12 protein-coding genes are annotated in these 12,447 nt (G+C 74.5%); 11 read left to right on the forward strand and 1 reads right to left on the reverse strand.

What is annotated here, in order from left to right:
- Positions 1-84 precede the first annotated feature (84 nt).
- From ABD345_RS13315 to ABD345_RS13335, 5 genes are all read left to right on the forward strand, one after another.
- Positions 85-1,611, forward strand: a complete 1,527-nt coding sequence (locus ABD345_RS13315; RefSeq protein WP_344552213.1) for a TldD/PmbA family protein — start codon at positions 85-87, stop codon at positions 1,609-1,611.
- Positions 1,611-3,005, forward strand: coding sequence for a metallopeptidase TldD-related protein (locus ABD345_RS13320; protein ID WP_344552214.1), 1,395 nt, complete (start codon positions 1,611-1,613; stop codon positions 3,003-3,005). Before ABD345_RS13315 ends, ABD345_RS13320 begins: the two co-directional genes overlap by 1 nt.
- 28 nt (positions 3,006-3,033) lie before the next feature.
- On the forward strand, positions 3,034-3,582 hold the full coding sequence (locus ABD345_RS13325; RefSeq protein WP_344552215.1) for an RNA 2'-phosphotransferase: 549 nt from the start codon (positions 3,034-3,036) through the stop codon (positions 3,580-3,582).
- A 116-nt stretch (positions 3,583-3,698) separates the two neighbouring features.
- Positions 3,699-4,061, forward strand: coding sequence for a DUF3099 domain-containing protein (locus ABD345_RS13330; protein WP_344552216.1), 363 nt, complete (start codon positions 3,699-3,701; stop codon positions 4,059-4,061).
- A gap of 225 nt (positions 4,062-4,286) precedes the next feature.
- Entirely contained in the window at positions 4,287-4,529 is a 243-nt protein-coding gene (locus tag ABD345_RS13335; protein ID WP_344552217.1) for a hypothetical protein, read from the forward strand.
- 94 nt (positions 4,530-4,623) lie between these two features.
- On the opposite strand, the gene ABD345_RS13340 is transcribed toward ABD345_RS13335, so the two are convergent.
- The gene (locus ABD345_RS13340; RefSeq protein WP_344552218.1) at positions 4,624-5,562 is read right to left on the reverse strand and encodes an AraC family transcriptional regulator; all 939 of its coding nucleotides are present in this window, start codon (positions 5,560-5,562) and stop codon (positions 4,624-4,626) included.
- Between the two features lie 101 nt (positions 5,563-5,663).
- Between ABD345_RS13340 and ABD345_RS13345 the strand changes: the two genes are divergently transcribed.
- From ABD345_RS13345 to ABD345_RS13375, 6 genes are all read left to right on the forward strand, one after another.
- Entirely contained in the window at positions 5,664-6,605 is a 942-nt protein-coding gene (locus ABD345_RS13345; RefSeq protein WP_344552219.1) for an MBL fold metallo-hydrolase, read from the forward strand.
- Complete coding sequence (locus ABD345_RS13350) at positions 6,602-6,778, forward strand: hypothetical protein (RefSeq protein WP_344552220.1); 177 nt, start codon at positions 6,602-6,604, stop codon at positions 6,776-6,778. Before ABD345_RS13345 ends, ABD345_RS13350 begins: the two co-directional genes overlap by 4 nt.
- Positions 6,779-7,336: 558 nt before the next feature.
- Positions 7,337-7,660, forward strand: a complete 324-nt coding sequence (locus ABD345_RS13360) for a phosphopantetheine-binding protein (RefSeq protein WP_344552221.1) — start codon at positions 7,337-7,339, stop codon at positions 7,658-7,660.
- Positions 7,661-7,667: 7 nt separating this feature from the next.
- Positions 7,668-9,077: a glycosyltransferase gene (locus tag ABD345_RS13365; RefSeq protein ID WP_344552222.1), complete on the forward strand. Its 1,410-nt coding sequence runs from the start codon at positions 7,668-7,670 to the stop codon at positions 9,075-9,077.
- Positions 9,074-10,378 carry a glycosyltransferase family 4 protein gene (locus ABD345_RS13370; protein ID WP_344552223.1) on the forward strand — a complete coding sequence of 435 codons (1,305 nt, stop codon included), beginning with the start codon at positions 9,074-9,076 and terminating at the stop codon, positions 10,376-10,378. Before ABD345_RS13365 ends, ABD345_RS13370 begins: the two co-directional genes overlap by 4 nt.
- Before the next feature lie 5 nt (positions 10,379-10,383).
- Positions 10,384-12,447, forward strand: a complete 2,064-nt coding sequence (locus tag ABD345_RS13375) for a dehydrogenase E1 component subunit alpha/beta (RefSeq protein WP_344552224.1) — start codon at positions 10,384-10,386, stop codon at positions 12,445-12,447.

Genomic DNA, 12,447 nt, shown 5'->3' on the forward strand with positions numbered 1-12,447 from the left:
GCCCTGCGGCCGGGGATGATGCGAGCGGGTGCGCCCTCGGCCGGGGGCGGCCCGCCGCGCCCGACCCTCGACCCAGGGAGCCCGATGCCCCCCTCCGCGCTGGACCCTCAGTTCCTCTCCTACCCGTTGCGCCCGCTGGCGGACGCGGCCCTGTCCCGGGCCCGGCAGCTGGGGGTGTCGCACGCCGACTTCCGCCTGGAGCGGGTCCGTTCGGCGTCCTGGCGGCTGCGGGACGCCCGACCGGCCGGCTCGTCGGACACGGTGCAGCTGGGTTTCGCCGTCCGGGTCCTGCTGGACGGCGCCTGGGGGTTCGCGGCCGGGGTCGACCTGACGCCGGGGGCGGCCGCGGCGGTGGCCGAGCAGGCGGTGGCGGTGGCCCGGCTGTCGGGCGGGATCAGCCGCGCGGCGGGCTCCGGCGAGCGGGTGGAGCTGGCCCCGGAGCCGGTGTACCCGGCCGCCGAGTGGGTCTCCGCGTACGAGGTCGACCCGTTCGACGTGCCGGACGCGGAGAAGACCGGCCTGCTGGCCGAGTGGTCGTCCCGGCTGCTGGCCGCCGACGGCGTGTCGCACGTGTCGGCCGCGGTGCTGACGGTGCAGGAGAACAAGTTCTACGCGGACACCGCGGGCACGGTGACGACCCAGCAGCGGGTGCGCCTGCACCCCTGGCTGGAGGCCACCAGCGTGGACGAGCGCACCGGCGCGTTCGACTCGATGCGCACCATCGCGCCGCCCGCGGGCCGCGGCTGGGAGTACCTGCGCGGGGTCGGCTGGGACTGGGAGGCCGAACTGGCCGAGCTGCCCGGGCTGCTGGCCGAGAAGATGCGGGCGCCGAGCGTCGCCGCGGGCCGCTACGACCTGGTGGTCGACCCGTCCAACCTGTGGCTGACCATCCACGAGTCGATCGGCCACGCCACCGAGCTGGACCGCGCGCTGGGCTACGAGGCCGCCTACGCGGGCACCTCCTTCGCCACCTTCGACCGGCTGGGCAGCCTGAAGTACGGCTCCGAGCTGATGCACGTCACCGGCGACCGGACGGCCGAGCACGGCCTGGCCACCATCGGCTACGACGACGAGGGGGTGGCCACCCAGTCCTGGGACCTGATCCGGGACGGCGTCCTGGTCGGGTACCAACTGGACCGCCCGATGGCCCGGTTGAAGGGCTTCGAGCGCTCGAACGGCTGCGCCTACGCGGACTCCCCGGCGCACGTGCCGGTGCAGCGGATGGCCAACGTCTCGCTCCAGCCGGCCGCCGACGGGCCGGACACCTCCGGGCTGGTCTCGCAGGTGGAGAACGGCCTGTACATCGTCGGCGACCGTTCGTGGTCGATCGACATGCAGAGGTACAACTTCCAGTTCACCGGCCAGCGCGCCTACGCCATCCGGAACGGCGAACTCGCGGGCCAGGTCAAGGACTTCGCCTACCAGGCCACCACCACCGACTTCTGGGGCTCGATGAGCGCCGTCGGCGGCCCGCAGACCTACGTGCTCGGCGGGGCCTTCAACTGCGGCAAGGCCCAGCCGGGCCAGGTCGCCGCGGTCAGCCACGGCTGCCCGTCCGCGCTGTTCCGCCAGGTCAACGTGCTCAACACCCAGCAGGAGGCGGGTCACTGATGTCCCTCACGCACCCCCACGAGCTGGTGGAACGCGCCCTCGAACTCTCCCGCGCCGACGGCTGCGTGGTGATCGCCGACGAGGAGTCCACCGCCAACCTGCGCTGGGCCGGCAACGGCCTGACCACCAACGGCGTCACCCGCGGCCGCCGCCTCACCGTGGTCGCCACCGCGGACGGCGCCACCGGCACCGCCTCCGGCGTGGTCGCCCAGGAGGCCGTCACGCTGGACGAGGTCGAGCGGCTGGTGCGCGCCGCCGAGGCCGCCGCCCGGGCCGCCGGGCCCGCCGAGGACGCCCAGCCGCTGATCGCGGGCCGGGCCGCCGACCCGCGCTTCACCGAGGCCCCCGAGACCACCGACATCGGCGTGTTCGCCGACTTCGCCCCGGCCCTCGGCGAGGCGTTCGCCCGGGCCCGGGCGGGCGGCGAGCTGCTGTACGGCTTCGCCCGGCACGAGCGCACCACCTCCTACCTGGGCAGCTCCACCGGCCTGCGGCTGCGCCACGACCAGCCCACCGGCACCGTCGAGCTGAACGCCAAGACCGCCGACCTGTCCGGCTCGGCCTGGGCCGGCGCCGCGACCCGGGACTTCACCGACGTCGACGTCACCGCCCTGCACACCGACCTGACCCGGCGCCTCGGCTGGGGCCGCAAGAAGGTCGACCTGCCCGCCGGGCGCTACGAGACGCTGCTGCCGCCCTCGGCCGTCGCCGACCTGATGGTCTACCTGTCCTGGTCGGCCGGCGCCCGGGACGCGGTGGAGGGCCGCTCGGTGTTCTCCAGGACCGGCGGGGGCACCCGGATCGGCGAGCGGCTCAGCCCGCTGCCGCTGACCCTGCGCTCCGACCCGGCCGAACCCGGCCTGCAGGCCGCGCCGTTCGTGCTGGCGCACTCCTCCGGCGAGAACGACTCGGTGTTCGACAACGGCTCCCCGCTGGCCGCCACCGACTGGCTGCGCGACGGGCGGCTGGCCAACCTGCTGACCACCCGGCACTCCGCCGGCCTGGCCGGCCTCCCGCTCACCCCGCCGGTCGACAACCTGGTGCTGGAGACCGCCGCCCCCGGCGCGCCGACGCTGGAGGAGATGGTCGCCCGCACCGAGCGCGGCCTGCTGCTCACCTGCCTCTGGTACATCCGCGAGGTCGACCCGGCCACCCTGCTGCTCACCGGCCTCACCCGGGACGGCGTCTACCTGGTCGAGCACGGCGAGGTGGTCGGCGCCGTCAACAACTTCCGCTTCAACGAGTCCCCGGTGGACCTGCTCGGCCGGATCACCGAAGTGGGCCGCACCGAACGCTGCCTGCCCCGCGAGTGGGGCGACTGGTTCACCCGGGCGGCGATGCCGCCGGTCCGGGTGCCCGACTTCAACATGAGCTCGGTCAGTCAGGCCTCCTGACCGACCCGTACCCCCAGGGGGGACCCCGATGGACGAGAAACGCACCGTCAAGACGTCGAAGACGCTCTCCCGCGTCCTGCGGCACGACCCGGGCTCCATCGGGGTCACCCTGGACCCGGCGGGCTGGGTGGAGGTCGACGCCCTGCTCGCCGCGCTGGCCCGGCACGGCCGCCGGCTGACCCGCGCCGAACTGGACCACGTGGTCGCCACCAACAACAAGCGCCGCTTCGCCTACTCCGAGGACGGCCGCTCGATCCGCGCCAGCCAGGGCCACACCGTCGAGGTCGACCTCGGCCTGCCCGCCGCCACCCCGCCCGACGTGCTCTACCACGGCACCGCCGAGCGGACGCTGCGGTACGTCCTGGTCGAGGGCCTGCGCCCGATGAACCGGCAGGACGTCCACCTCTCCGCCGACACCGGGACGGCCGTCAAGGTCGGCGCCCGGCACGGCCGCCCCGTCGTCCTGGAGGTCGACGCGGCGGCGATGGACCGGGCCGGGCACGAGTTCCGGGTGTCCGCGAACGGCGTCTGGCTGACCGACGCCGTCCCGGTCGAGTACCTGCGCCGGCTGCCCTGAGCACCGCCGCGCCGCCGCGCCGCCGCGCCGGACCCGGGTGGGTCCGGCCGGCGTCAGCGGGGTTACGGTGGTCGACCGTAGGGGCCGAACCGACCCGAGGAACGGATGGGGACGACATGTCCAAGAACACGGACGACGGCCAGGTCTTCCGGATCACCGGGGCCCGCAGCAGCCTGACCGAGGACGTCCGGGGGCGGCAGCGCCGCTACGTGATCTCGATGCTGATCCGCACCGCGTGCGTCCTGCTCGCCGTGATCCTCTGGGACGTCCAGCGCTGGCTCGCCTTCGCCGCGCTGGCCGGCGGGATCCTGCTGCCCTACTTCGCGGTGCTGATCGCCAACGCGGGCCGCGAGCGCGCCCCGGGCCTGCCGTCGACGTTCGCCTTCGCCCCCGACACCCCGCTCATGCTGGGCCCCGGCGGGACGGGGGGCGGCGGCGCGAGCGGCGGCGCGGGGGCCGAGAAGCGGCCGCAGGACTGAGGGCCGCTCAAGTCCGCTGCCCGATTTGTCAGTCAGTGCGGTGGTATGACCGTCCGAAAGCTCAGACGATCCTCAAATTAATCACCGGACAGCCCCACCTACCGCCCCCCGACCGTGCCATACTTCCTAAGCGCTCCGCATCCCCCGTCGGAGCGACAGACCGACGCCGGGCAGCTCCCCCCGTGGCTGCCCGGCGTCGTCATGCCCGGGCATAGGATCGACCGCATGGACACCGCGCACCCCCTCTTCGGCTCCCCCACCGGCCACCCCGGCCCCGACGGCCCCCCGAAGTGCTCCGCCAAGGGCTGCCGCGACCTCGCCGCCTGGTCCCTGCTGTGGAACAACCCCAAGCTCCACACCCCCGACCGCCGCAAGACCTGGCTCGCCTGCGACGCCCACCGCGACTCGCTCAGCCAGTTCCTCGCCGTCCGCGGCTTCCTCAAGGAGACCGAGCCCTTCTCGGAATGAGGCCGTCAGCGCCACCGCACCGGCTCCCGCTTCGTCGACCGGGCCGGGTCCAGCCCGCCCCCGGCCTGCTGCCCGCCTGACCGGGTTCCTGCCGTCAGGCCGTTTCGACGTCAGCGGATCGTCCCACGACCTGCGCCCGATACCGCCCCGGTGTGGTGCCGAACTCCCGTTGGAAGGCGTGTGAGAGCGCGTACGGGCTGCCGTAGCCGACCCGGCCGGCGATGGTGGCCAGGGTGTCCGGGGTGTCGCGGAGCAGGGTGGCGGCGCGGATCACCCGCCACCAGGCGAGGTACGCCATCGGAGGGCGGCCGACCAGGGTGGTGAACCGGCGCGCCAGGGTGGGGCGGGAGACACCCGCCTCCGCCGCCAGACGGTCGTTGCTCCACGGTGCGGCCGGGTTCGAATGCAGCGCCCGCAGGGCGGCCGCCGTCACCGGGTCGCCCAGTACGCGGGGCCAGGCTCCGCTGGGGGCCTCGGCCATCCAGGCGCGGATCATGTAGACGAGGAGGAGGTCGAGCAGGCTCGGGAGCGCCACGCAGGAGCCGGGTCGCGTCTCATCCAGCTCACCGGCGAGCAGATCGATGGCGGCACGGAGTTCGAGGCGGCTGCTCACTCGGCCGGGAAGGTGGACGACCTCGGGCAGCTCTGCCATGAGCGGGTGCATGCGGCTGCAGTCGAGCCAGTACTTGCCGCAGAGCATCTCCGTCTCGTAGCGAGCCGGCTGGGTCCGCGGCCCTGCCCCCGCAAGCCACTGCTCGAACGGCACCGCCTCGTTCTCCGCGACCGCCGCGTCGACCGGAGAATCGGCTATCACATGGCCCGTGCCATGGGGCAGTAGCACCGCGTCACCCACGCCGAGAGGTACGGGGGCGCCGCCGTCGGTCAGTAGCCAGCAGTGGCCCTTGAGGACGACGTAGAAACCCGCGCCGTCGTACGGATCCAGTCGCGCGCACCAGCTCCCGCCTGTCCGCAGCCGGTGGAACCAGGGGTGCCCGAGGTGCACGGCGGAGATCGCATCGCTCACCACATCCATCCGTGCAGGATACCGGCCGTATAAGGGGTGAGACGGATTCGTATCTTCTTGAGCTGGATGCACATTGAGACGATCGTTCGACCTTCCTTAGGGTCAGTCGCGTGACGAACGAGAACAAGAGCGTGCAGAGCATGGTGTTGGGAGACGTCGAGGTCATCCGGATCGTCGAGTGGCACGAACCCTTCCTGCCCACCTCCGGCATGTTTCCGGGAGTTGCCGCCGGTGTCTGGAAGGACAACGAGGACTGGCTGGCACCGGACCACTGGGAGCCGGACGGTGACGTGGCGGTGCTTGCTCTGCAGAGCTGGGTGCTGCGCAGTGCGGGCCGGACCGTCCTGGTCGACACGGGAGCGGGGAACGGGCGCGAGCGACCGGGCATGGGGCCGTTCCACCAGTCCCGGAGTGATTTCCTCGGCCTCCTGGCGGGGGCCGGTGTCCGCCCGCAGGACGTCGACGTCGTCGTCAACACCCACCTCCACGTCGACCACGTCGGCTGGAACACCGTCGACGCGGACGGGCAGTGGGTGCCGGCGTTCCCCAACGCCCACTACCTCATTCCGGCTGCCGACGACTTCCACTACGGCCCGGACAACGCGTACGGGAACGGCGCGCAGGAGGTCGACCGCCTGATCTACGAAGACAGCATCGCGCCCGTTCACCGGGCTGGGCAGGGTGTGCTGTGGGACGGCCTCCACCGCATCGACGAACACCTCACCCTGGAGTCCGCACCCGGTCACACTCCCGGCTCATCCGTGCTGCGGCTCGCATCCGGCAGTGACCGGGCGGTCTTCGTCGGAGATCTGCTGCACAGCCCGGTGCAGATCCTGCACCCTTGCTGCAACAGCAGCGCCTGCCTGGCCCCGGAACAGGCGGTGGCCAGCCGCCGTCGAATTCTCGGGCGGGCGGCGGACGAACGGGAGTTGCTCGTTCCCGCGCACTTCGGTGGCGCAGGGGCCCTGGAAGTACGACGGGACAGTGGCAGGTTCGCCCTCGGCCCCTGGGCGACAGCCGGCCGGAAGAAGAGTGCGTCCGCCTCGGAGTGAGCCCTGCCCGCACCAGCGACCTGCTCACCATGACCGCGGGCCGGAGCCTCCAGGGCTTCGCCACGGGCGCGATACCTCTCGGCATCGGTCCGATGCGCGACGTGCTCCCCCGCGAGAAGCTCGGCTCGGCGATGGCCCTGACGAGCTCCTCCCCGACGGCCTCAACACCCTGATGCGCTCGATCGGCGCCTCGATCTCCAGCGCTGCCACAGGCACGGTCCTCGCCGACACCGCGCATCACGGGAACGGCGCCACCATCCCGACCATGAGCGGTTTTCGCGTCTCCTTCCTGATCGCGACCAGCGCGATGGCGACCGGCCTGCTCCCGGCCCTCTTCCTGCCCCGAGCCCGCCCGCGTCGCCACCTCCGGCGAACAGTTCGACTGTCCGACCTCGCCCTGCTGCACGCCGCGGTCGCGGGGAGTGCCGAACTGGGCGGCCCGGTCGGCGAGTTCCTCGCCGCGCCGGGCCGACCGCCGCCCCATTTACGGCATGGGCATGGCGGAAACCGCAGGTCACGGGGTGGTTTCTCGCCGCGCGATCCATTGACAGGGGCTCAAACCCGCTGCTGGAATGGCGGCGCCCGATGTGGGAGCGCTCCCACATTGCTGGCTCCCCATCCCTTTTCGGCCCGGCCCCACCCCGCCGGTTGCCCTCGTTCGGGAGATCCGCCATGCACGACTTGCCTGTTAGCCGTGGAACTGCCGTCCTCACCCGGGCGGGGGTGGCCCGGTGAGCGAGATCGGCGAGGTCGTGGCGCGGCTGTGGACGGAGGCCGTGGGGGTGGCGCCCGCCGGGCCCGAGGTGGACTTCTTCGAGGCGGGCGGGACGTCGCTCGCCCTGGTCCGGTTCCTGGCGGGGGTGCAGGACGCCTACGGGGTGGAACTGCCGTTGGACCGCCTGTTCACGGCGGGGTTCACCCTCAACGGGGCTGCCGCCGCCGTCGAACAGTCCCTGGTCGAATCTGCCGACCTCGCCGAACTCGAATCGCTGGAGGCCGAATTGGACGGCCTGAGCGACGAGGAGATCCGGGCGCTGCTGGCCGAGGGGGCGTAACGCTCCGATGGCCCTGTTCCTGTTGGTGACCCATGGCAGCGACGGCGACGTGCTGCCGTTCGTCGGTCTCGGTGCGGCGCTGGTCCGGGCCGGCCACCGGGCGGTGCTGCTCACCCACGCGCCGTACCGGTCGGTCGCGGTGGAGGCCGGTCTGGGCTTCGCGGCGATCGACGGCGAGGCCGAGTTCGAGAGCGTGCTCGCGGACACGCCGGGGCTGCTGGGGAGCGCGCCGCACCGGGCCGGCTGGGCCGGGTTCTACCGCCGCAACGCCCTGTTCGAGCAGATCGCGGCCGAGTGCCGCGCCCTCGCCGAACTGCACGTCCTGGGCGGGACGGTGCTGGTCGGGCGGCACACCTCCGCGGTCTCGGTGCGGTTCGCCGCCGAACTGCTGGGCGCGCCCGTCGCCTGGGTGGCCCTCGCGCCGACGCAGTTGCTCGCGGTGCCGGTCGCCGCGTACCTGTACGGCGCCGAACTGGCCGCCGGGCTGCAGGAGGTCCGCGACGGCCTCGGCCTGCCCGAAGTACCCGACTGGCGGGCCTGGTTCGCCGGGTCGGACGCCGAACTCGGCCTGTGGCCGGGCTGGTTCGACGCCGCCGGCCCCCGCGCCCCGGCCCGGGTCGCGCTCACCGGCTTCCCGCTCGCCGACACGTCGGCCCGCGCCCTGGGCGCCCGGGTCGCCGCCGGCGCCGACCCGTCGGACCGCCCGCCGGCCGACCTGGCAGACCGCCCGTCGGCCGACCGACCGCCCGCCGACCCGGCCGACCGTCCGTTCGAAGATCCGTTCCACGGCCTGTTCCCGGTCGGTACCCGTCCCGTGCTGGCCACCGGCGGGACGGGGCGGATGCTGGCCGCCGACTACTACCCGGCGCTGCTGGCGGCCGCCGCGCGGACGGGCCTGCCGACCCTGCTGGTGGTCCGGCACCGCGACCTGCTGCCGGACGCGCTGCCGGACAACGTCCGCTGGTCGCCGGGGCTGGACTTCGCCCGCGCGGTGCCGCACGCGGCGGCGCTGGTGCACCACGGGGGCATCGGCACGCTGGCCCGGGCGCTCGCGGCCGGCACCCCGCAGGTGCTGATGGCGGACGGGGTGGACCGCCCGGACAACGCGGCCCGGCTGGCCCGCCTGGACCTGGCCCGCACCGTCCCGGCCGACCGCTGGCGCACGCCCGAACTGGCCGATGCGATCGCCGCGGCGGCGGCCGACCACGACCTGCCGCTGCGGGCCGCGGCCGTCACCGGCCCGCAGCGTCCGGCCGAGGCCCTGGACGCGGCGGCCGCCCGGCTGGCGGAACTGCTCACCGACCGGCCGCGGCCCCGTGCGCTGCACGGCCTGTCCCCCGCCGACCGGGCCCGGCTGCACGCCCGCCTGCGCGAGCGGCGCGCCGCCGGAACGCCGGTGCCGGAGGAGGCCCGATGAGGATCCTGCTCGCCCAGAACCTGATCCACCTGCCGTCGCACGGCGGGGCCAACCGTTCCAACCGGCTGCTGCTGGAGCGGCTGGCCGCGCGCGGGCACAGCTGCGAGGTGGTCGGCCCGCTGACCGGCGCGCTGGCCACCGTCGAGGCCGGGCGGGCCGTCCGGGCACTGGTCGAGCGCGGCGCGGTGGTCCGCTCCGACGACGGGGAGACCGTCGTCTACACCCACCGCGGCGTCACGGTGCACGCGGTGCGCTCGCCGTCCCTGCTGCCCCGGACCGTCCGTGCGGTGGCCGATCGGCTGCGCCCGGACCGGACCCTCGTCCCCGGGGACGACCCGGGCCACCTGATGCTCGGTGCGGCGCTCGCCGCGACCCCGGACCGGGTGGTGTACCTGGTCCACACGATCCAGCAACTGCCGTTCGGGCCGGGGGCGTTCCATCCGAGCGAGGCCGGGACGCGGCTGGTGCGGCGGGCCGCCCGGCTGGTCGCGGTCAGCGACGCCGCGGCGGCGTACCTGCGCGAGCACGCGGGGCTGGCGGCGGAGGTGGTGCGTCCGCAGGTGTACGGGCCGGGGCCGTTCCCGCACCTCGGGCGGGCCGGGCAGGGCGCGGTGACGATGGTCAACCCCTGTGGTTACAAAGGCATTTCGGTGCTGCTCGGGCTGGCCGACGCCCGGCCGGAGGTGCCGTTCCTGGCCGTCCCGACCTGGGGTGCGGACGCCGCCGACCGGGCCGAGCTGGCCCGCCGGCCGAACGTCACCGTGATCCCGCCGGTGGACGACATCGACGAAGTCCTGTCCCGGACGGGGGTGTTGCTGATGCCCTCGCTGTGGGACGAAACCTTCGGCTACACCTGCGTGGAGGCGATGCTGCGGGGCGTGCCGGTGTTGGCCTCGGCGGTCGGGGGGCTGCTGGAGGCCAAGTTGGGCGTGCCCGGCTCGCTGCCGGTCCGGCCGGTCACCGCGTACCGCCGCGAGCCGGGCGCGGCCCGACCCGAACCGGTCGTGCCCGAGCAGGAGTTGGGGCCGTGGCTGGCGGCGCTCGACGCGCTGCTCGGCGATCCGGCGCACTACGCGGAGCAGTCCGCCGCGTCCCGCTCCGCCGCGCTGGCGTTCGTCGACGGCCTCGCCCCGGACGCCTTCGAACGCTGCCTGGCCGAACCGCTGCCGTCCGGAGCAGCGTCCGGGACGCCGGCCACACCGCCGGCCACACCGCCGGAGGCACCGCTCGACCGCGCCGCCGCGCTGCGCCTGCTGGCCGCCCGTCGGCGGAACGCCGCCACCACCACGACCGAGGAGTGACCGCCGTGCTCAACCCCCCGCCCGCCCCGGAGCCGGACGACGCGGACCTGGCCGCGCTGCTGCTGATCCGGCACGTCGAGCTGGCGCTGCTGCGGCTGTTCGGCGAGGGCCTGGTCAGCGGCACCACGCACACCTGCCTGGGCCAGGAGTACGTGCCGGTGGCGCTGGCGCCGCTGCTGGGCGCGACGGACATGGTGTTCAGCAACCACCGGGGCCACGGCCACTACCTGGCGCTGACCGGCGACGCGGAGGGCCTGCTCGCCGAGGTGCTGGGGCGGCAGGGCGCGGTGTGCGGCGGTGCGGGCGGCAGTCAGCACCTGTACACGGGCGGGTTCCTCTCCACGGGCGTGCAGGGCGAGAGCCTGCCGGTCGCGGTCGGCGCGGCGCTGCGCCGGGCCCGGGACGGGGCGGGGGCGCTGGCACTGGCGTTCGTCGGGGACGGCACCTGGGGCGAGGGCGCGGTGTACGAGGCGCTGAACCTGGCGGCGCTGTGGCGGGCCCCGCTGGTCGTGCTGGTGGAGCACAACGGCATCGCCCAGTCCACGCCGACCGAACGGCAGTTGGCGGGCAGCATCGGGGCCCGGGCGGCGGCGTTCGGCATCGCCCACCACCGTTCGTCGACGTCGGAAGTGACCGAGCTGCGCGCCGAGTTGGCTCCGCTGCTGGAGCAAGTGCGCTCCGGCGGCGGCCCGTTGGTGGTGGAGCTGGACGTGCCGCGGCTGGGACCGCACAGCAAGGGCGACGACACCCGGGGCGCGGGGGAGTTGGCGGAGCTCGGCGCGCGCGACTGGTACCGGGCCCGGGCGGGCGCGTCCGAGGAGCGGTTCGCGGCCTGGGACGCCAAGCAGTCGGCGCTGGTGGACGCCCTGGTGGCGGAGGTGCTGTCCCGCCCGCCGTCGGACGGCCGGGCCCGCGCCGCGTCCGCCGCGCCGCGGCTGACGCCGGTGCCGCCGCCGTCCGCTCCCGCCGGGCCGGAGCGGGTCGCCGAGAACCTGAACCGGGCGCTGCACGAGCTGATGGCCGCCGACCCGTCGGTGCACCTGCTCGGCGAGGACGTGTCGGACCCGTACGGCGGGGCGTTCAAGGTGACCCGGGGCCTGTCCACCCGGTTCGGCGAGCGGGTGCGGTCGACGCCGCTGAGCGAGGGCGCGATCACCGGGGTGGGCGCGGGCCTGGCACTGGCCGGGGAGCGCGCGGTGGTCGAGATGATGTTCGGCGACTTCGTCACGCTGGCCTTCGACCAGTTGGTGAACTTCGCCGCCAAGTCGGTCTCCATGTACGGCCGCCGGGTGCCGGTGCCGCTGCTGGTGCGCTGCCCGGTCGGCGGGCGGCGCGGGTACGGGGCGACGCACAGCCAGAGCCCGCAGAAGCACCTGATGGGCGTCCCCGACCTGGACCTGTACGAGCTGAGCCCGTTCCACGACGCGGTGCCGCTGGTGCGGCACGCGCTCTCCACCGGCAACCCGTCGGTGCTGTTCGAGGACAAGGTGCTGTACGCCGAGCGGCGGTTCACCGGCGACACGGTCGACGAGGTGCTGCACTGGCGGCTGGACGGCGGCTCGGCCCTGGGCACGGCCGTGGTCGGCCCGGCCGGCGTGGAGCGGCCGGACGCGGTGGTGATCGCCCCGGGCGGCCTGGCCCGGCGGGCGGTCGGCGCGCTGCGCTCGCTGCTGCTGGAGGACGAGCTGTGCGTGCGCCTGCTGGTCCCGGCCCGGCTGTACCCGCTGGACGCCGACCGGCTGGCCGAGCTGTGCGGACGGGCCCCGGCGGTGGTCGTGGTGGAGGACGGCACCCCCGGCGCGGGCTGGGGGACGGAGGTCGCGCAGGCCCTGCACACCCGGCTCTGGTCGGTGCTGCGGGCGCCGGTGCGGGTGCTGACGGCGGCGGACCGGCCGGTACCGGCGGCGCCGCACCTGGAGGACGAGGTGTTCGTCCGGAACGAGGACATCCGGCGGGCGGTCCGCGCGCTGGCGGAACAGGCGTCGACGGAACGGGCGTCGGCGGAGCACGCGTCGACGGAACGGATGTCGGCGGAGCACGCGTCGACGGAGCGCGGAGAGGAGCGGTGA

This window comes from Kitasatospora saccharophila, assembly GCF_039529925.1.
GTDB lineage: Bacteria > Actinomycetota > Actinomycetes > Streptomycetales > Streptomycetaceae > Kitasatospora > Kitasatospora saccharophila.